The sequence below is a fragment of the Xanthobacter autotrophicus genome (genome assembly GCF_029991245.1).
Taxonomy (GTDB): Bacteria; Pseudomonadota; Alphaproteobacteria; order Rhizobiales; family Xanthobacteraceae; genus Xanthobacter; species Xanthobacter autotrophicus_C.
Window position 1 is genome coordinate 15555 of record NZ_JAIVFO010000036.1, and the last position, 18706, is coordinate 34260.

The 18706-nt window shown below is 67.0% G+C and carries 17 protein-coding genes; 6 read left to right on the top strand and 11 right to left on the bottom strand.

The window, feature by feature from the left end; translation table 11 throughout:
- The first annotated feature begins 119 nt into the window (after positions 1-119).
- Positions 120-944, top strand: coding sequence for an outer-membrane lipoprotein carrier protein LolA (locus K9U41_RS08680; protein WP_282640444.1), 825 nt, complete (start codon positions 120-122; stop codon positions 942-944).
- A 31-nt stretch (positions 945-975) separates the two neighbouring features.
- On the opposite strand, the gene recR is transcribed toward K9U41_RS08680, so the two are convergent.
- The gene (gene recR / locus K9U41_RS08685) at positions 976-1581 is read right to left on the bottom strand and encodes a recombination mediator RecR (protein WP_282640445.1); all 606 of its coding nucleotides are present in this window, start codon (positions 1579-1581) and stop codon (positions 976-978) included.
- Positions 1582-2515: 934 nt separating this feature from the next.
- Here recR and K9U41_RS08690 point away from each other — a divergent pair.
- Positions 2516-2983 (top strand): MucR family transcriptional regulator, encoded by a 468-nt coding sequence (locus K9U41_RS08690; RefSeq protein ID WP_282640446.1) that lies wholly within the window; start codon positions 2516-2518, stop codon positions 2981-2983.
- A 96-nt stretch (positions 2984-3079) separates the two neighbouring features.
- Here the strand turns inward: K9U41_RS08690 and K9U41_RS08695 are convergent, their stop codons facing one another.
- The 5 genes from K9U41_RS08695 to mnmE all read right to left on the bottom strand — a co-directional run bounded on the left by K9U41_RS08695 (position 3080) and on the right by mnmE (position 8969).
- Positions 3080-4003 carry a ParB/RepB/Spo0J family partition protein gene (locus K9U41_RS08695; RefSeq protein WP_282640447.1) on the bottom strand — a complete coding sequence of 308 codons (924 nt, stop codon included), beginning with the start codon at positions 4001-4003 and terminating at the stop codon, positions 3080-3082.
- 31 nt (positions 4004-4034) lie between these two features.
- Positions 4035-4883: a ParA family protein gene (locus K9U41_RS08700; protein ID WP_282640448.1), complete on the bottom strand. Its 849-nt coding sequence runs from the start codon at positions 4881-4883 to the stop codon at positions 4035-4037.
- Positions 4880-5629 (bottom strand): 16S rRNA (guanine(527)-N(7))-methyltransferase RsmG, encoded by a 750-nt coding sequence (gene rsmG / locus K9U41_RS08705; protein WP_282640449.1) that lies wholly within the window; start codon positions 5627-5629, stop codon positions 4880-4882. Before rsmG ends, K9U41_RS08700 begins: the two co-directional genes overlap by 4 nt.
- A 49-nt stretch (positions 5630-5678) precedes the next feature.
- On the bottom strand, positions 5679-7559 hold the full coding sequence (gene mnmG, locus K9U41_RS08710; RefSeq protein WP_282640450.1) for a tRNA uridine-5-carboxymethylaminomethyl(34) synthesis enzyme MnmG: 1881 nt from the start codon (positions 7557-7559) through the stop codon (positions 5679-5681).
- A 114-nt stretch (positions 7560-7673) separates the two neighbouring features.
- Positions 7674-8969 carry a tRNA uridine-5-carboxymethylaminomethyl(34) synthesis GTPase MnmE gene (mnmE, locus tag K9U41_RS08715; protein ID WP_282640451.1) on the bottom strand — a complete coding sequence of 432 codons (1296 nt, stop codon included), beginning with the start codon at positions 8967-8969 and terminating at the stop codon, positions 7674-7676.
- 135 nt (positions 8970-9104) lie between these two features.
- Between mnmE and K9U41_RS08720 the strand changes: the two genes are divergently transcribed.
- Positions 9105-11114: a thioredoxin domain-containing protein gene (locus tag K9U41_RS08720; RefSeq protein ID WP_282640452.1), complete on the top strand. Its 2010-nt coding sequence runs from the start codon at positions 9105-9107 to the stop codon at positions 11112-11114.
- Between the two features lie 191 nt (positions 11115-11305).
- On the opposite strand, the gene dnaQ is transcribed toward K9U41_RS08720, so the two are convergent.
- From dnaQ to K9U41_RS08745, 5 genes are all read right to left on the bottom strand, one after another.
- Entirely contained in the window at positions 11306-12028 is a 723-nt protein-coding gene (dnaQ, locus tag K9U41_RS08725) for a DNA polymerase III subunit epsilon (RefSeq protein ID WP_282640453.1), read from the bottom strand.
- A 13-nt stretch (positions 12029-12041) separates the two neighbouring features.
- On the bottom strand, positions 12042-12644 hold the full coding sequence (coaE, locus tag K9U41_RS08730) for a dephospho-CoA kinase (protein ID WP_282640454.1): 603 nt from the start codon (positions 12642-12644) through the stop codon (positions 12042-12044).
- A gap of 3 nt (positions 12645-12647) precedes the next feature.
- Positions 12648-13496: a shikimate dehydrogenase gene (locus tag K9U41_RS08735; protein ID WP_282640455.1), complete on the bottom strand. Its 849-nt coding sequence runs from the start codon at positions 13494-13496 to the stop codon at positions 12648-12650.
- Entirely contained in the window at positions 13493-14098 is a 606-nt protein-coding gene (locus tag K9U41_RS08740; RefSeq protein WP_282640456.1) for a Maf family protein, read from the bottom strand. The genes K9U41_RS08735 and K9U41_RS08740 overlap by 4 nt, the downstream gene beginning before the upstream one ends.
- Before the next feature lie 148 nt (positions 14099-14246).
- Positions 14247-15098, bottom strand: coding sequence for a pyruvate, water dikinase regulatory protein (locus tag K9U41_RS08745; protein WP_282640457.1), 852 nt, complete (start codon positions 15096-15098; stop codon positions 14247-14249).
- 337 nt (positions 15099-15435) lie between these two features.
- On the opposite strand from K9U41_RS08745, the gene hemE reads away from it, so the two are divergent.
- The 3 genes from hemE (at position 15436) to rho (ending at position 18455) form a co-directional block, all read left to right on the top strand.
- Complete coding sequence (gene hemE, locus K9U41_RS08750) at positions 15436-16482, top strand: uroporphyrinogen decarboxylase (RefSeq protein ID WP_282640458.1); 1047 nt, start codon at positions 15436-15438, stop codon at positions 16480-16482.
- 22 nt (positions 16483-16504) lie between these two features.
- The gene (hemJ, locus tag K9U41_RS08755) at positions 16505-16939 is read left to right on the top strand and encodes a protoporphyrinogen oxidase HemJ (protein ID WP_282640459.1); all 435 of its coding nucleotides are present in this window, start codon (positions 16505-16507) and stop codon (positions 16937-16939) included.
- A gap of 247 nt (positions 16940-17186) precedes the next feature.
- Positions 17187-18455, top strand: coding sequence for a transcription termination factor Rho (gene rho, locus K9U41_RS08760; RefSeq protein ID WP_282640460.1), 1269 nt, complete (start codon positions 17187-17189; stop codon positions 18453-18455).
- Positions 18456-18706 lie beyond the last annotated feature (251 nt).

Genomic DNA, 18706 nt, shown 5'->3' on the forward strand with positions numbered 1-18706 from the left:
CTTGGGCAAGGTCTATATTGACAAGATGTTCCTCCGATCAGCCTGCGCCGGGGCGGGGTCGGAACCAGACTTCAGGTTTCGCACTTCCCGTCCCGAACGCCGCGCGCCAGAGACCCTCAATGATGCCGAGCCGCCCACCCGCCTCGTCCCGCGTCCGCCGCTGCCTGTCGCCGCTCGCGCGCAGCCTCGCCGGCGCCGGCTGCCTTGCTGCGACCTTCGCCGTGCTGTCGGGCGGCGCCGCCTCGGCCCAGACCATCCTGCCCCCCGGCGACCTGATGAAGCCGCAGGCCAAGCAGAGCGCGCCCAACGCCGCTCCCCTGCCGCCACAGAAGCCCGGCGCGCCCTCTGTCTCGGTCGCCCAGGCGGCGCCGCCGCAGGTGCAGGTTGCCGCCGCCAACCCGGACGGACGGGCGCCCCGCGCCACCGTCGATCGCATTACCAGCTACTATAATTCGGTGCAGTCGCTGACCGGCAACTTCACCCAGATCGATCCGGACGGCACCCGCCGCACCGGCGACGTCTACATGCAGAAGCCCGGCCGCGTGCGCTTCGAATACGATGCGCCGAGCCCGGTGGAGCTGATCGCCAACGGCCAGTCGGTGGCGGTGCGCGACCGCAAGCTGAACACCCAGGACATCACGCCCCTGTCGCAGACGCCCCTGCGCTTCCTGCTGGCGGAGCGCATCGACCTTGCCAGCGATCCCCATGTGGCGGGCGTGTTCCAGGACGACAAGTTCATCTCGGTGATCATTCAGGAGCAGGTGCCCATGATGGGCACCTATCGACTGCTGATCCTGTTCGATGCCAAGACATCCGCGCTGAAGCAGTGGATCATCACCGATCCGCAGGGCTACGATACACAGGTCACGCTTTCCAACCTGCAGGTTAACAAGAAGCCGGACCCCAAGCTGTTCGTGATCAATTTCGAACGGATGCTGCAGTAACAGCGGCTGCAGCCGCCCCCGCGGGAAACCCTCACATCTGCGTGCGGGCGCGGATGGCGGCAGACAGGGTGCCCTCGTCGAGATAGTCGAGTTCGCCGCCCACCGGCACGCCCTGGGCGAGGCGGGTCACCCGCACGTGAGCCTCCCGCAGGAGATCGGTGATGTAATGGGCGGTGGTCTGCCCATCGACGGTGGCGCCGAGGGCCAGGATGACCTCGCCCACCTCGTCCTCATGCACCCGGGTGACCAGCCTGGCGAGGTTGAGGTCCTCCGGTCCCACCCCGTCGAGGGGCGAGAGCACGCCGCCAAGCACGTGATAGGGGGCATTGAGGGCGCCAGCCCGCTCCAGCGCCCACAAATCGCCCACGTCCGCCACCACCACGAGGGTGCGCCGGTCGCGCGAGGCGTCGGTGCAGATGGTGCAGGGATCGCAGACATCGACATTGCCGCAACGGCGGCATTCCACGATTTTCCCCAGCGCATCCGTCAGGGCGGCGGCGAGCGGCGCCATCAGGGCCTCGCGCTTCTTGATGAGATGCAGTGCCACCCGGCGCGCCGAGCGCGGCCCGAGCCCAGGCAGGCGGGCGATAAGCTGGATCAGGCGCTCGATCTCGGGGCCGGCGACGGCGCGGGGCATGATGTCTCCTGGATCAGGTTCCGATGAGCGGGTTCCGATCGGGTCGGGGCAGATGCTCTCTTGCTCCAAGTTGCCGGCGCCGGTCTACCGCAGACTTGGCAATTCACGAGCAAAGCCCGCCAAGACACCCCAATAGACTGAAGCGGATGCCTTGCCATAACGTGATCCCGGCGCGCCAAAGCATCTCCGGCCGATTTCTCGGCCGCTCCTGCGAAGCGGCGGAAGGCACCTGAAGCAAAGCCTGATCGGACGGGTCTGATCTGACGAGGTCCGGCCCTGAACACCAGCGCAGTGAAAGCGGTATCCCATCGGCCCACACGCGGCAACGGCACTTGCCAGTATGCGACTTGCCAGGATGCGACTTGCCGGCGTCCGACTTGCCGGGACGCGGCAGGCCGAGGACGCAATGCAGGTCTGAACCGGTGCGATATCACCCATCTGCATGGACCATAGCTTTGCGGTATGCGCCTCTTCTTTGCCGTCGGATCTTGACAGATCATACCCGCTTGAAGGTTCTCCCGCACCCCATTGCGACCGAAAGTTGCGCACAGTGCGGCGTTGTACTTCCTTACAGGAAACAAGAAGAAGAGCCATCGGAAGGGGTTGAGCACCATCTCGCAGAGCGCGGCGCCGGCGCGCTACGCGGATGCCGGACGCCAACACTTCTCCTTCTCGATGTTTTCATCTGAGAAGGCGGCGATTCGCTGATGTCACAAGGATCAAATGTGGCCTTTCCGTGCCTCCCATGACGCCCGATGGCAGGCGCAAACCCGCATTATTGCTCGATCTTCAAGAGTTTTCACAGACAGGATTGTATTTCTTTCGGCTGGTGCTATAGATTATTTGCGAAAAGTTCAGAAGCCGATGTGGTGCCAGCCCGAAGCCGGAGCTCCCGCAACGCCCATCGCCACGAACAGACAGAAAGGGACTCCCCGTGAGCGACTCCGACTCCAATTCCACAACGCCGAGCTACATCGACTTCGCCACTGAAATTGTCGCTGCCTATGTGAGCAACAACAGTGTTTCGGCGACCGAGCTGCCGGCTCTCATCGAATCCGTCTACCGCGCCCTCGGCCAGCTCGGCACCCCGGCCGCGCCCGTGGTGGAAGAGCAGAAGCCCGCCGTGCCGGTGAAGAAGTCGGTGACGCCCGAATACATCATCTGCCTGGAAGACGGGAAGAAGTTCAAGTCGCTGAAGCGCCACCTGCGCACCAGCTACGGCATGACCCCCGAAGTCTACCGCGAGAAGTGGGGCCTGCCGAAGGATTATCCCATGGTCGCGCCGGCCTATGCTGCCGCCCGCTCCGAGCTGGCCAAGAACATGGGCCTCGGCCAGACCCGCAAGAAGGCGCCCGTCGCCCCGGCCAAGAAGCCCGCCCGCCGCGCCAAGGCCGCGGCCTGATCCAAAGCGGCCGCGCCCGGGGCCAGTCCCGGCGCGGCCCTTTATTGATCAACGCCGCCTGTCCACTGTCGTGATCTCGATCTTCCGCGGTAAAACTCAGTCGAGACCCAGCTTCCGGCAGACTTCGTCAAGCTGATCCAGGCTTGTATAGCGGATGCGCAATGCGCCCGCTTCGCCCTTGCCTTCAATGTCCACACTGAGGCCCAGCACATCGGTGAGGCGCTTTTCCAGCGCCCGGCTGTCCGCGCTCTTGCGCTCCGGCGCGCCGCTCCTGCTCCCCTTCCCGGCCTGAGTGCTTCCCGCCTGGCCCTTGGCCGGCGCCGCATTGAGCACGGTGCGGGCCTTGGACAGGGCTTCCACATCACGGACCGTCAGCCCCTTCTCCACCACATCCCTGGCCATGCGCTCGGGATCGGCGCAGGCGAGCAGCGCGCGGGCATGGCCGGCACTCAGGCGCCCATCGGTGAGATAGGTCTTCACCCCCGCCGGCAGCTTCAGCAGGCGCAGGGTGTTGGCGATGTGGCTGCGGCTCTTGCCGATGATGCGCGCCAGGTCGTTCTGGTTGTAGTCGAACTCCCCCATCAGGGATTCATAGCCCTGGGCCTCTTCCACCGGATTGAGGTCGGCGCGCTGCACGTTCTCGATGATGGCGACTTCCAGCGCCTCCCGGTCGGACAATTCCAGCACCACCACCGGCACCTCGTGCAGGGCCGCGCGCTGGGCCGCGCGCCAGCGCCGCTCGCCGGCGACGATCTCGAAGCTGTCGCTGCCGTTCAGCTGGCGCACCACGATGGGCTGGATGATGCCCTTCTCGCGGATGGAGGCGGTGAGGTCCTCCAGCCCCTCCTCCAGGAAGGTCCGGCGCGGATTGCGCGGATTGGGCCGCACATGCTCGATGGGCACCCGGCGCGGCCCGCCGCGCCCTGCCCCCGATCGCGCCGCCGGGGCCGCCTGAGGCTCCATCTCCCCGATGAGCGCCGCAAGACCGCGGCCGAGCCGCGAGCGCTGTTCATCCGCCATGACCGTGTCCCGTCCCTTCAGCACGCGGCGATCAGGCCGCAGCATCCGCCCGCGCCGCGCGCTCGCGCTGGATCACCTCCGAGGCGAGGCGCAGATAAGCTTGTGATCCCACACACTTGAGATCGTAGAGCAGCACCGGCTTGCCATAGGACGGCGCCTCCGACACCCGCACATTGCGCGGGATCACCGTCTCATAGACCTTGTCGCCCATGAACTGGCGCACGTCCTGCACCACCTGTTCGGACAGGTTGTTGCGGCCGTCATACATGGTCAGAACGATGCCGTGGATGGTCAGGGTCGGATTGAGACTGACGCGCACCTGCTCCACCGTCTTCAGCAGCTGCGACAGGCCTTCCAGCGCGAAGAACTCGCACTGCAGCGGAACCACGATGGCGTCGGCCGCCGCCATGGCATTCACCGTCAGCAGGGAGAGCGAGGGCGGGCAGTCCACCAGCACATAGGTGAAGCGAGGCCCGGCACTGTCCACCGCCAGCGCCTTCAGCGCGCTGCGCAGGCGGAAGGCGCGATCGCGCTCGGCCGCAATCTCCAGCTCCAGGCCCGACAGATCGAGGGTGGAAGGCGCCACATAGAGCTGCGGCACGCCGGTCTCCATCACCGTCTCGCGCATGCTGGCCTCGCCGGTCAGCACGTCATAGGTGGAGAGGTTGCGGGAGCGGCGATCGATGCCGAGGCCGGTGGAGGCATTGCCTTGCGGGTCGAGATCCACCACCAGCACCGTCTCGCCGATGGCGGCAAGCGCCGTGCCCAGATTGATGGCCGTGGTGGTCTTGCCCACCCCGCCCTTCTGGTTGGCAAGCGCCAGCACGCGCGGCGCGGCGGGGGTGCCACCGGCGGGGGAAGGGGTCTGTTGATCGATCATGGCGCCTTCATCCTCGACGCGTCGCATTCGGGCGGCCCGCCACCGGCATCCGGCTCCCCGGGGGAGCGCGCGCCGGACTGGGGTTCGATGGTGTCGGTCCCGCGCCTGGCGCCCCTTACCAGGAGGATCCGGCCTTCGGGATCGCTCGTACTGGGGCGCAGGTCACAGTCGAGTGTCCAGCTTCTTGCCGCCTCGGTCAATTCTCGTTCCGCATCCCGACCCTTGGGAAAAAGGCCAATGGCCCCTGCGGCGAGGAACGGCGCGGCCAGATCCAGCAGTTTGGGCAAAGGCGCCAGCGCGCGGGCGGAGACCACATGGGTCCCCGGCGCCAAGGTTTGCGCCACCTGCTCTATGCGCGCGGCATGAACGGTGACAGGCAGTTGCGCCACCCGTGCCGCCTCCCGCAGGAAGGCAGCCTTGCGGGTGTCGCTTTCCACAAGATGCATGTGGGCGCCGTCCCGCTCCGCCAGCACCGCCGCCACCACCAGGCCGGGAAATCCGCCGCCGGACCCCAGATCCACCCAGCGCAAGGTGGTTTGCGGAACATGGTGAACGAGCTGGAGCGAATCACCCACATGCCGGGTCCACAGGTCGGGCAGGGAGGCGGGGGCGACGAGGTTGATGGTCTTCTGCCACTTCACCAGCAGATCGGCGATGGTGGTGAGCCGGCCCAGTGTTTCACGTGAAACCACCGCCGCAACGGCCTCGCGCGCCGCGCTCCCGCTCTCCCGCTTGCCGCCCTTCATCGGGTCCCTCGCTCCGCCGCCGCTATCCCCATGATCCACAGGCGAGCCATCAACAGCCTGCCCCGGCCCGCCGCGCGTGGGTGGCGAGAAGCGCCAGCGCCGCCGGGGTCATGCCCTCCATGCGCCCCGCCTGCCCCACCGTGCGCGGGCGAATGCGGGCGAGCTTCTGCTTCAGCTCGTTGGAGAGGCCCGGCAGGTCCGCGTAAGGCAGGTCCTCCGGCAGGCTCAGTTGCTCGTCCCGGCGCAGCATGGAAATGTCCGCCGCCTGCCGGTTGAGATAGACGGCGTACTTGGCATCGATCTCCACCTGCTCGGCCACGGCCGTGTCGAGCCCAGCCAGTTCCGGCCAGATGGCGCCGAGGCGCGCCATGTCGATATCCGGATAGGCCAGGAGATCGAAGGCCGTGCGCCGCTGGCCATCGCGATTGACGCTGAGGCCGTGCCGCGCGCCTTCCGTAGGCGTCAGGCTGAGGCTTTCCGCCAGCGCCCGCGCTTCTTCCAGCGCCGCCGCGCGGCGGGCGAAATGGGCGGAGCGCTCGGCGCCCACGAGGCCGAGAGCTTCGCCGCGCCGGGTCAGGCGCTGGTCCGCATTGTCGGCCCGGAGCGTCAGCCGATATTCGGCGCGGGAGGTGAACATGCGATAGGGCTCGCTCACCCCGCGGGTAACGAGATCGTCCACCATCACCCCGAGATAGGCTTCCGCCCGGTCGAACACCGTCCCGTCCGCCCCGCCGGCGCGCCGCGCCGCGTTGAGGCCGGCGAGCAGCCCCTGGGCGGCGGCTTCCTCATAGCCCGTGGTGCCGTTGATCTGGCCGGCGAGGAACAGGCCGGCCACGCGCTTGGCCTCCAGGGTGGGGGCGAGTTCGCGCGGGTCCACATGGTCGTATTCGATGGCGTAGCCCGGCCGCAGCACCGCCACCTGCTCCAGCCCCGGAATGGTGCGCAGGAAGGCGGTCTGCACCTCGGCGGGCAGGGAGGTGGACAGGCCGTTGGGATAGACGGTGGGATCGTCCAGCCCCTCCGGCTCCAGGAAGATCTGGTGGCCGTCGCGATCGCCGAAGCGGACGATCTTGTCCTCGATGGACGGGCAATAGCGCGGGCCGCTGCTCTCGATACGGCCAGAATACATGGCCGAGCGGTTAAGGTTGGCCCGGATCAGCGCGTGGGTGGCATCCGTGGTGCGGGTGATGCCGCATTCCACCTGCGGGTTGGGCAGCCGCGTGGTGAGGGCCGAGAACGGCTCGGGCGGATCATCGCCGGGCTGCATCTCCAGGCTCGCCCAATGGATGGTGCGGCCATCGAGGCGCGCCGGCGTGCCGGTCTTCAGCCGGCCCAGCGCGAAGCCGAGGCGGGCGAGGGCAGGGGAGAGGCCCAGCGCCGGCTTCTCGCCCATGCGCCCGGCCGGATAGCTCACCTCGCCCATATGGATGAGGCCGTTGAGAAAGGTGCCGGTGGTGAGCACCACCGCGCCGCAGGACAGGTCCCGCCCGTCGGCAAGGCGGACGCCGATGATGCGGCCGGCGGCGACCAGCAGGTCGTCCGCCTCGCCCTCCACGATGGTGAGGCCATCCTGCGTGGCCAGGGCCGCCTGCATGGCGCGGGCATAGAGCTTGCGGTCGGCCTGGGCACGGGGGCCGCGCACGGCGGGACCCTTGCGGCGGTTGAGCACGCGGAACTGGATGCCGCCCTGGTCCGCCACCCGACCCATGAGGCCGTCCAGCGCATCGATCTCCCGCACCAGATGGCCCTTGCCCAGCCCGCCGATGGCGGGATTGCAGGACATGGCGCCGATGGTGGCGCGGAAATGGGTGAGCAGCGCCGTGCGCGCGCCGGTGCGCGCGGACGCGGCGGCGGCCTCGCATCCCGCGTGGCCACCGCCCACCACGATCACGTCGAAGGCATTCGCTGAAAGGGTTTCGGTCATTCTCATCCGGGGCAGAAAGGCGGCCCGCGCCGCCCCTTCTGGAAACGCCCTCTTTCCGGCGCCGTCAAGGCCGCAACCCGCGATGTTTCACGTGAAACATCCTCCGGGGTAGGGCGGCGCCTATTTCCCGATGCAGAAGGTGCTGAAAAGGGCGTCCAGAACGTCCTCCACATCCACCCGGCCGATGAGCTGGTCCAGCGCCCGCACCGCCAGGCGCACGTCCTCGGCCCGCAATTCCTCATGGCCGCCGAAGTCGCCAATGGCGCGTTCCAGATGGAGCGTGGCCACCTCCAGCGCCCGCCGCTGGCGCTCCCGGGTGATGAGCGCCGGCTCGCGCCCGCCCAGATGGTCCGCCTCCCGTTCCAGCCGGCCGATGAGGGCGTCCACGCCCGCGCCGGTGGCGGCGGAAATGCCCATCCAGCCTTCGGGAACGGTGTCGTCCTGGTCGATCTTGGTGCGCACCTTCACCGCGTGGGCAAGCGCTGGGGGCGGCTGCAAGCCGGTATCGCAGAGCCAGAGCACCACATCCGCCCCCTCGGCCCGCGCCAGCGCGCGACGCACGCCTTCGGCTTCCACAAGATCGGAGGTCTCACGCAGGCCGGCGGTGTCCAAGAGGGTCACGGCCTGTCCGGCCAGCTCCAGATGCACTTCCAGCACGTCCCTTGTGGTGCCAGGCAGGGCGGAGACGATGGCCGCCTCGCGCCCCGCAAGGCGGTTCAGCAAGGTGGATTTGCCGGCATTGGGCGGGCCGGAAATGGCCACCACCAGCCCGTCCCGCACCCGCTCGCCCCGTGCCGCATCGGTGAGCGCGGCAAACAGCTCGTCCTTCAGCCGGGCAAGGAGGGCGATGGCATCCGTCGTGACCTCTCCGGACACATCACTCTCATCGGAAAAATCGATGCCGGCCTCGATCAGAGCCAGGGCAGAGACCAGCCCCATGCGCCAGCCCTCCACCCGGCGGGAGAGGGCGCCCGAGGCCAGCGCCAGTGCCTGCCGGCGCTGGGCCTCGCTCTCCGCCGCCACGAGATCGGCCAGGCCCTCCACCTCCGCCAGATCCAGCTTGCCGTTGGCGTGGGCGCGGCGGGTGAACTCGCCCGCTTCTGCCGGTCGCAGGCCGGGCAGGGCGGCCAGCGCCCGCACCACCGCCGCCACCACCGCACGGCCGCCATGGAGATGAAGCTCGGCCACATCCTCTCCCGTGGCGCTGTTGGGCCCGGGGAAGAACAGGATGAGGCCCCGGTCCAGCATCTCCCCGGTCCGGGGATCATTCAGCGCGCCGTAGCGGGCGACGCGGGGCGGGGGCAGCACGCCGGCAAGGGCGAGGACAGCCGCCGCCGCCGCGGGACCGCTGATGCGCAGCACCGCCACACCGGCCGGCAGGCGGCCCGACGAGAGGGCGAAGAGGGTGTCGGTCATGGCGTCGTTTCCCAAACTGGCGACGGATTTGCACGGCGCCGGCAGATGGCGGACCATGCGCCATTCATTGCCTGAACCTTTCGTCGTCCTCTCCATTGCCACCAAAGCCGGCGTCAGCCGAGGGATTTTCAGATCATGAGCGAGAACCGCCTCTCCCGCGAGACCAGCCCCTATCTGCTCCAGCACAGGGACAATCCGGTGCATTGGTGGCCATGGGGGCCGGAAGCGTTTGCGGAGGCGCAGGCCACCGGCAAGCCCATCCTCCTCTCGGTGGGCTATGCGGCGTGCCACTGGTGCCATGTGATGGCCCACGAGAGCTTCGAGAATGCGGACGTGGCGGGGCTGATGAACGCCCTGTTCGTGAACATCAAGGTGGACCGGGAAGAGCGGCCGGACGTGGACCAGATCTACATGTCCGCGCTCCAGCAGCTGGGCCAGAGCGGCGGCTGGCCGCTCACCATGTTCCTCGATCCGGAGGGAAAGCCGTTCTGGGGCGGCACCTATTTCCCTCCTGCCGCCAGCTATGGCCGCCCCGGCTTCACCGACGTGCTGCAGCAGGTCTCCACCGTCTTCACCCAGAACAAGGACAAGGTGGAGAAGAACACCGCCACCATCCTCGCCCGGCTGAAGAAGGCGGCCACGCCCGTGGCGGGCGCCGCCATCGGGCGGGCGGACCTCGATGACGCCGCCGCGCGCCTGCCGGCCATGTTCGATCCGGTCCATGGCGGGCTGAAGGGGGCGCCGAAATTCCCCCAGTCGGGCCTGCTGGAATTCCTCTGGAGGGTGGGCACGCGCCGCAAGGACGACACGCTGAAGGCCATCGTCGCCCTCACCCTCAACCGCATGTGCGAGGGCGGCATCTACGATCATCTGGGCGGGGGCTTTGCCCGCTATTCGGTGGACGAGATCTGGTTCGTTCCGCACTTCGAGAAGATGCTCTACGACAATGCGCTGCTCATGGAACTGCTGGCGCTGGCCTATTCCGACACCGGCGACGCCCTGTTCCTCACCCGCGCGCGGGAGACGGTGGGCTGGCTGAAGCGGGAGATGCTGACCCCTGAAGGCGCCTTCGCCGCGAGCCTCGACGCCGACAGCGAGGGCCATGAAGGCCGCTTCTATGTGTGGAGCGAGGTCGAGATCACGACCGTTCTGGGAGCTGAGGACGCCGCCTTTTTCAACCGCTTCTATGACGTGACCCGGGCCGGCAACTGGGAGGTGGGCAACATCCTCAACCGCACCGAGGCCGGCGTGGTGAGCGCCGAGGACGAGGCGCGCCTCTTGCCCCTGCGCGAAAAGCTGCTGCTGGCGCGGGAAAAACGGGTGCGTCCGGGCCGGGACGACAAGGTGCTGGCCGACTGGAACGGCCTGATGATCGCGGCGCTGGCGCGGGCCGGCGGCTTCCTCGGCGAGACCGAATGGGTGGCGCTGGCGCAGCGCGCGTTCGATGCCGTTGTGGGCCACATGGTGGTGGAGGGGCGCCTTGCCCATTCCTGGTGCGGCGCCAAGATCGTGCTGCCGGGCCTCGCCTCCGACCTTGCCGCCATGGCCCGCGCCGGCATCGCGCTCCATGAGGCGACGGGTGCACCGGAGCCGCTGGCCCACGCCACGCAGTTCCTGGAGGTGCTGGAAACCCACCATCTCGACCCCGAGACCGGCGCCTATTTCCTCACGGCGGACGATGGCGACAGCCTCATCGTGCGGCCGCTCGCGACCCATGACGAGGCGGTGCCTAACTCCAATGCGGTGGCAGCCGACGCCCTCATCCGCCTCGCTGCGCTCACCGGAAACGACGGGCTGAGGGCGCGGGCGGACCGGGTGCTGGCCGGTGTCTCCGGCGCGACGGCGAAGAATGTGCTGGCCCATGGCGCCACGCTGAACGCCATCGACACGCGCCTCGGCCTTGCCGAGATCGTGGCGGTGGGAGCCAACCGTGCGGCGCTTGCCGCAGCCGCGCTCAAGGTGCCTTTCCCGCTTCGGGTGGTGGCGCGGGCGAGCGACGAGGTGCCATCCGGCAGCGTGATGGCGGCCCGGATCGCCTCCGCACCGGCGGAAGGGGCGGCTTTCGTCTGCGTAGGGGAGCGCTGTTCGCTGCCGGTGAGCGATCCGGCCCAAATCGCGGCCGCGGTGGGCGAAATGATCGGTTGAGGCGCCAATCTTCCGGACGGCGGGACCGACCCCTCTTCAAATCGCGTCAGGAAACCTCCTGCGGGAGGTTTTCTGCGGATGAAGAATGGATCGGATGAGATGCCTCTTGCCCGTCCACGGGCTTCCCAAGCGATCAACTTTTAGTTGATTAAAAGTTGTAATACCGCAAAACGAGTAGCACCGAGCCCCGCTCAGCTGCCCGTCTTCTCCGCGGGCGGCGCATCAGCGTATTTCAGCCAGAGCGCCTTCTCACCCATGCCGGCGACGAAGGCCGCATGGGCTTCCGCTTCGGCAGCGGTCAGGCGCGGGGCGAGCGGCACGGGACGGGGATGGGCGGCCCGGGCGGCGACCACCAGCCGCGGCGCCTCGCTCGTATCCTCCACCAGGCCGATGAGGCTCGCCTGCTTGCCGCCGAGCAGCTCGCCATAGACCTCGGCCAGAAGCTCGGCATCCAGCAGCGCGCCGTGCTTCACCCGGCGCGAGCTGTCGATGCCGTAGCGGTTCATCAGGTCATCGAGGCGATTGCCGCCGCCGGGATGCTTGCGCCGCGCCAGCGCCAGGGTGTCCACCACCCGGTCGCGGGCGATCGCCGGCCGGCCGAGGCGGTCCAGCTCCGCATTGAGGAAGCCGATGTCGAACGCCGCGTTGTGAATCACCAAAGTATCTTCAGCGATGAAATTCAGGAATTCGTCGGCAACATCCTTGAATTTCGGCTTGTCCGACAAGAATTCGGCAGACAGGCCGTGGACGTTGAAGGCCTCCACCGGCATGTCGCGCTCGGGATTGATATAGACGTGGAACACCGTGCCGGTGAGGATGCGGTTGACCATCTCCACGCAGCCGATCTCCACCAGCCGGTCGCCGCCATAGGCTTCAAGGCCGGTGGTCTCGGTATCGAGCACGATCTCGCGCAAGGTGTCCCCTCCCTCAGCCGGCCACGCGGCGCCCCGGTCCCGACAGCGCCCGCACGATGCCGGCCACCTGATGGGCCGCCGCCGCGAAACCCCGGCCGGTGTCGATGACGAAATGCGCGCGCCGGCGCTTTTCGGCATCCGGCATCTGCTTGCCCACAATGGCCTCGAATTTTTCTTCCGTCATGCCGGCCCGCTCCAGCACCCTGGCACGCTGCACAGCTTTCGGCGCGCTGACCACAGCGACCGCATCGACGCGTCCGGTACCGCCCGTCTCGAACAGCAGCGGAATGTCCAGGACCACCAGCCGCGCCCCCGCCGCCTGAGCCTTCGCGAGGAAGGCTTCTTCCTCGGCCCGGACCAGGGGATGAACGATGGCTTCCAATCGCTTCATGGCCTCGGAGTCCGCCAGCACCCGCGCTCCCAATGCAGCGCGATCGATGGCACCGTCCCGCGTTACCCCGGGAAAGGCAGCCTCCACCGGCGCCACCGCTGCCCCGCGATAAAGCCCATGCACGGCCGCATCCGCATCATGCACCGGCACCCCCATGGCCCGGAACAGGCGCGCCGTAGCCGACTTGCCCATGCCGATGGAGCCGGTGAGACCGAGGACCCACATGGCTTACGCCTCCAGCTGGCCCATGGCCCTGAGATCGGAAATCAGCAGGTCGCGCAGCTCGGCGGTGACCTCGGGCCGCATGCCGAACCAGCGTTCAAAACCGGGTACGCCCTGGTGCAGCAGCATGCCGAGCCCATCCACCGTGCGAAATCCCCGCTCCGCCGCCGTCTTCAGCAACGGGGTGATCAGCGGCACATAGACGATGTCGCTCACCACCGCCTCAGGCTTGAGGTGGGACAGATCCACGGTGAGCGGCGCCGCGCCCTTCATGCCGAGCGAGGTGCAATTCACCAGAATATCGGCATCCGCCATCACGTCGGCCGCCTTGTCGAAGGCCAGGGGAACCACTTTCGCGCCGAACGCGGCGGCGATGACCTCGGCCCGTCCCAGCGTGCGATTGGCCAGCACCACCCGTTCGAACCCGCGCTGCACCAGCGCATGGACGATGGCCCGGGATGCTCCGCCCGCGCCCAGCACCAGGGCCAGCTTTTGCTCCCCATCCCAACCCGGAACGGTGGCATCCAGATTGGCGATGAAGCCATAACCGTCGGTGCTCGCGCCATATAGCCGGCCGTCTTCAAGCCAAAGCGTGTTGGCCGAGCCCAGGATCACCGCGCTCTCGTCCGCCTCGTCGAGGACGGAGAAGGCGATCTCCTTGTTGGGCGCCGTCACGTTGCAGCCGGCATAGCCGCGCGCCGCAAGGCTGCGGTAGAAATCGGCCGCCTGCGCCGGAGGCACCTCCTCGCGGCCATAGTCCCCGTCGATCCCGTAGGCCTTCAGCCAATAGCCATGGAGCAGCGGAGAGCGGGAATAACTGACCGGCGAGCCCGTGATGCACACCCGCACCGTCACGGAAGAAGCCCCTGTTCCCGGAAGAAGGGCAGCAGCTGCAGCAGCGGCAGGCCGAGGATGGTGAAATGGTCCCCGTCCACCCGGGTGAACAGGTGCACGCCCACCGATTCCAGCTGGTAGGCACCCACGGAGGTGAGCACCCGCGGCCCGGCCGCGGTGATGTAGGTGTTCAGTGCCTCGTCGCTCAAGGGCCGCATGGTGAGAAAGGCGCTGACCACCGTCTCGAACAGGATCTCGCCATCGCGCGCCACCGCCACCGCCGAATGCAGCGCATGGGTCTGGCCCGCAAGCTCCTGAAGCTGCAGGCGTGCTGCTTCGATGCTGACCGGCTTGTGGTAGATCTTCGGCCCCAGCGCCAGCGTCTGGTCCGCGCCCAGCACCAGGCGCCCAGGCGCGGCGCGCGATCCGGCAAGGGCCTTCGCCCGGGACAGGATCACGGCGATGCCGGCGGGATCCACCGCGCCGGCATCGGCCTGGATGGAGCGTTCGTCCACCTCGGCAGCCACCGTTTCCACCGGCACGCCCGCATGCACGAGAAGGGTCAGGCGCGTCGCGCTCTTGGATGCCAGGACGAGCGGCTGTTCATCACGCCACACGAGCATATCTCCCTCTGCTGCCGCACTCCGGCCGGGGCCGATGCCTGTGGGTTTCTCCCAAAGCCGGCCGGGGTGCAAGCTGTGCTCTCGTCTCAGACCGCGCGGCGCTTGAGCTTAGCCAATTGGCATCGGTCAACGACCGAGACCGATGGTCTCAGGTCTCGGCGATGGCCCGGCGCCGGCGCTCGCTGTAGAGCGCGTAGATGGTCGCTGCGGTTTCTTCCACCGAGCGGCGGGTGACGTCGATGAGCGGCCAGCCATTGCGGGCGCACAGGCGCCGCGACAGGATGATCTCCTCGTTCACCGCCTCGCGATTGACATAGGATGCACCAAGATCGGCAGCGTTGAGCCCCAGAAGACGGTTCTGGCGAATCTCCACGATACGCTCCGGGCTTGCCACCAGGCCGACCACAAGCGGCTTCTTCAGCTTCTCGACGCCGGGCGGCAGGGGCACGCCGGGCACCAGCGGGATGTTGGCGGTCTTGATGCCGCGATTGGCGAGATAGATGGAAGTGGGCGTCTTGGAGGTGCGGGACACGCCGAGCAGCACCACGTCGGCGCTTTCCAGATCGTCCGTCATGTGCCCGTCGTCGTGCATGACGGTGTAGTTCAACGCATCGATGCGCTTGAAATAATTGGCGTCCAGCGAGTGCTGCCCGCCCACGCGTGGGGTCGGGCTGCCGCCGAGATAGGACTGGAACAGCTGCACCACCGGCGCCAGCACCGACATGTAGGGCACGCCCAGCTCGCGGCAGCGCTCTTTCAGCCGCTCGCGGATCTCCTTGTCCACCAGCGTGTAGAGCACGATGCCGGGATTGCTCTCCACCTCGTTCAGCACGCGTTCGAGCTGCTTCATGGAGCGGATGAGCGGATAGACGTGCTCGATGGGCAGCACGTTCGCATATTGCGCACAGGCCGCCCGCCCCACATTGATGAGGGTCTCGCCCGTGGCATCGGAAACGAGATGCAGGTGAAAGTAACTCTCGCCGGGCGTTTTCGGATTCACAATTATCCACCGCTCCTGTGGAACACTGTTGAAAAAGGCACGCCCGGTGGCGGGGTGCAAGTGTGGGCTCTGGATAACCCTGAAATCCATCCACACCCAGACCGTGCGGGACAGAATCCGGGAGCCCCCTGTGCGTCCATGTGGACACCGTTCCGGGACCACCGCGTTAATCCTTTGTTAACCGGCCTTTCGCCGGCTTCGCACCTGCGGCAAGTGCGCCTTCAGGACAGGGGATGCCTGTGGATCGGTTGTCGAGGGTCGCTCACATCGTTAATCAACCGTTAAGACTCCAAAGACTCTCTCTCTATAAAAGATTCTATTAGATTGAAGGGACGGGATGAACCGCGCTCTCGAGACACGATCCCCCTTCCTGCGGGTGCTCGACGGCACCCCGCTTGATCCCCCGCCGCTCTGGATGATGCGGCAGGCGGGGCGCTATCTTCCGGAATATCGCGCTGTGCGGGCTGAGGCCGGTGACTTCCTCACCCTGTGCTACACGCCGAAGCTCGCCGCCGAGGTGACCTTGCAGCCGATCCGTCGCTACGGATTTGATGCGGCCATCATCTTTTCGGACATTCTGGTGGTGCCCCATGCTCTCGGGGTCGGCCTCACCTTCGAGGCCGGAGAAGGTCCGCGGCTGACGCCGGTGACGGACCGGGAAGGTGTCGCCGCCCTGAAGGACCACCTTGATCGCGACAAGGTGGACCCGGTCTACGAGGCCATCGCCATGGTGCGCGCCACGCTTCCCGCCGAAGTGGCGCTGATCGGCTTCTGCGGCGCGCCGTGGACGGTCGCCACCTACATGGTGGCGGGGCAGGGCACCGACGACCAGGCTCCCGCCCGCATGCTGGCCCTGCGCGACGAAGCCCTGTTCCAGAGCCTCATCGACCGGCTGGTGGAAGCCTCCATCGTCCATCTGTCGGGGCAGGTGGCGGCGGGTGCCGACGTGGTTCAGATCTTCGACACCTGGGCTGGCGTGCTTGATCCCGTGTCCTTCGAGCGTTGGTGCGCCGAACCTCTGCGCCGTATCGTCGCGGGGCTGAAGGCCATGCACCCCCACGTGCGGGTCATCGCTTTTCCGAAGGGGGCGACGCTGGAAGCGCTGGAACGGCTCGCCGATACCGGCATCCATGCCATCGGCCTCGACTGGGCGGCGGATCGCCTGGCGGCGCGGCGACGGCTTTCCGGCCGTGTGGCGCTCCAGGGCAATCTGGATCCGCTGCGGCTCATTGTCGGCGGGCCGGCTCTGGAGGAGGAAGTGGCGCGCATCCGCGAGGATTTTTCCGGCGCGCGGCACATCTTCAATCTCGGCCACGGCATCCGCCCTGAAACCCCGCTCGCCCATGTGGAGAAGCTGGTGGAAGCGGTGCGGCGGGCGCGCTGATCGACCGAAGGTCAATCCCCCGATGGCTCACGATTTATATAGCTGGATCAAGGCACTCCATGTCATCGCCGTGATCTCCTGGATGGCGGGGATGCTCTATCTGCCGCGGCTCATGGTCTATCACTGCGCCGCCGAGGTGGGCTCGGTGCAGTCGCAGACGTTCAAGGTGATGGAACGGCGGCTGCTGAAAGCCATCATGAACCCCGCCATGATCGTCACCTGGGTCGCCGGGCTTTATCTGGCCTATGCCGGGGGCTGGTACTTGGCCGGCTGGTTCCACGCCAAGTTCGCGCTGGTGCTGGTCCTGTCCGGCTTCCACGGCGCCCTGTCGCGCTGGGTGCGCGACTTCGCGCAGGACAAAAATACCCGTGCGGCCCGTTTCTTCCGCGTTGCCAATGAGGTGCCGACGCTGCTGATGATCGGCATCGTCATTCTTGTGGTGGTCAAACCGTTTTGATGCGCCCTTGAGTGGAAGGAGGACTTGCGCCGCCTTCCCGGCCCGCCTATCTTGGGGGCGCTTTCCTAAACGCAGGCGAACGCGCTTCTTTCATCCGGTGCCGTCATTGGCCCGGCCGGCGTGTCAGGCGGCAGGCTGCGTGCCCCGGCTTCCCCTGAAGACCTGCGACCCCGTCCCTCCCCTACCGGCCATGCCTGATCCTTGCGATCGGCTTCGGCATACTCAAGATTCATCGAGGCTTTCCCTTATGCGGGAAGTGAAACTTCAAGACCTTAAATCCAAGACCCCCGTCGAACTCCTCGCCTTCGCCGAGGAGAACCAGGTGGAAAACGCCAGCACCCTGCGCAAGCAGGAGCTCATGTTCGCCATTCTGAAGCAGCTGGCGGCCACCGAAACGGAGATCATCGGCGAAGGCGTCGTCGAGGTGCTCCAGGACGGCTTCGGCTTCCTGCGTTCGCCCGAGGCGAACTATCTGCCGGGGCCGGACGACATCTATGTGTCTCCCTCCCAGATCCGGCGCTTCGGCCTGCGCACCGGCGACACGGTGGAAGGGCAGATCCGCTCGCCGAAGGAAGGCGAGCGCTATTTCGCGCTTCTCAAGGTCAATACCATCAATTTCGAAGACCCTGAGAAGACGCGGCACAAGATCAACTTCGACAATCTGACGCCGCTCTATCCCGACGAGCGCCTCAAGCTGGAGCATGAGGAAACCGTCGGAAAGAAGGATTTCTCGCCGCGAATCATCGACATCGTGGCGCCCATCGGCAAGGGCCAGCGCGGCCTCATCGTGGCCCCGCCCCGCACCGGCAAGACGGTGCTGCTGCAGAACATCGCCAAATCCATCACCGCCAATCATCCCGAATGCTTCCTCATCGTGCTGCTCATCGACGAGCGGCCGGAAGAAGTCACCGACATGCAGCGCTCGGTGAAGGGTGAGGTGGTCTCCTCCACCTTCGACGAGCCGGCGACCCGCCACGTGCAGGTGGCCGAGATGGTGATCGAGAAGGCCAAGCGCCTGGTGGAGCACGGGCGCGACGTGGTGATCCTCTTGGATTCCATCACCCGCCTCGGCCGCGCCTACAATACTGTGGTACCGTCCTCCGGCAAGGTGCTCACCGGCGGCGTGGACGCCAACGCCTTGCAGCGGCCCAAGCGCTTCTTCGGCGCGGCGCGCAATATCGAGGAAGGTGGCTCCCTCACCATCATCGCCACGGCGCTCATCGAGACCGGCTCGCGCATGGACGAGGTGATCTTCGAGGAGTTCAAGGGCACCGGTAACTCGGAAGTCATCCTCGACCGCAAAGTTTCGGACAAGCGCGTGTTCCCGGCCATCGACATCACCCGCTCGGGCACCCGCAAGGAAGAGCTTCTGGTGCCGGCCGACACGCTCAAGAAGATGTATGTGCTGCGCCGCATCCTCAATCCCATGGGCACGGTGGACGCCATCGAGTTCCTGCTCGACAAGCTGCGCCAGACCAAGACCAACGCTGACTTCTTCGATTCCATGAACACCTGAGGCGCGCCTGCGTCCTCCGTGGTTGGTGCAAGATGCAGCCGTCATGCTTCCGGGCGTGGCGGCTGTGCCGTTTTCGGGGGCCTGAACAAAGCGCCAACAGGGCCGTTCGGGCGATTCGCCCCGCTTGTGTTCCGGGCCTGTTCGCGGGCCGGTGGGGCTTGTCCGGACAAGGGACAGTGTCTCAGTTGGGATCTGCTGCCTCGACCGGGCACGGTGCGAACCCTCTCCCGCTTACGGGGGAGGGCAGGGTG

What these genes read in the sequence shown, in the direction of transcription:
- K9U41_RS08680 (WP_282640444.1), top strand. Translation starts at nt 120, where the DNA reads ATGATGCCGAGCCGCCCACCCGCCTCGTCCCGCGTCCGCCGCTGCCTG.
- recR (WP_282640445.1), bottom strand. Translation starts at nt 1,581, where the DNA reads ATGCCCCGCGCCGTCGCCGGCCCCGAGATCGAGCGCCTGATCCAGCTT.
- K9U41_RS08695 (WP_282640447.1), bottom strand. Translation starts at nt 4,003, where the DNA reads ATGGCGGATGAACAGCGCTCGCGGCTCGGCCGCGGTCTTGCGGCGCTC.
- K9U41_RS08700 (WP_282640448.1), bottom strand. Translation starts at nt 4,883, where the DNA reads ATGATCGATCAACAGACCCCTTCCCCCGCCGGTGGCACCCCCGCCGCG.
- rsmG (WP_282640449.1), bottom strand. Translation starts at nt 5,629, where the DNA reads ATGAAGGGCGGCAAGCGGGAGAGCGGGAGCGCGGCGCGCGAGGCCGTT.
- mnmG (WP_282640450.1), bottom strand. Translation starts at nt 7,559, where the DNA reads ATGAGAATGACCGAAACCCTTTCAGCGAATGCCTTCGACGTGATCGTG.
- mnmE (WP_282640451.1), bottom strand. Translation starts at nt 8,969, where the DNA reads ATGACCGACACCCTCTTCGCCCTCTCGTCGGGCCGCCTGCCGGCCGGT.
- K9U41_RS08720 (WP_282640452.1), top strand. Translation starts at nt 9,105, where the DNA reads ATGAGCGAGAACCGCCTCTCCCGCGAGACCAGCCCCTATCTGCTCCAG.
- coaE (WP_282640454.1), bottom strand. Translation starts at nt 12,644, where the DNA reads ATGTGGGTCCTCGGTCTCACCGGCTCCATCGGCATGGGCAAGTCGGCT.
- K9U41_RS08740 (WP_282640456.1), bottom strand. Translation starts at nt 14,098, where the DNA reads ATGCTCGTGTGGCGTGATGAACAGCCGCTCGTCCTGGCATCCAAGAGC.
- hemE (WP_282640458.1), top strand. Translation starts at nt 15,436, where the DNA reads ATGAACCGCGCTCTCGAGACACGATCCCCCTTCCTGCGGGTGCTCGAC.
- hemJ (WP_282640459.1), top strand. Translation starts at nt 16,505, where the DNA reads ATGGCTCACGATTTATATAGCTGGATCAAGGCACTCCATGTCATCGCC.
- rho (WP_282640460.1), top strand. Translation starts at nt 17,187, where the DNA reads ATGCGGGAAGTGAAACTTCAAGACCTTAAATCCAAGACCCCCGTCGAA.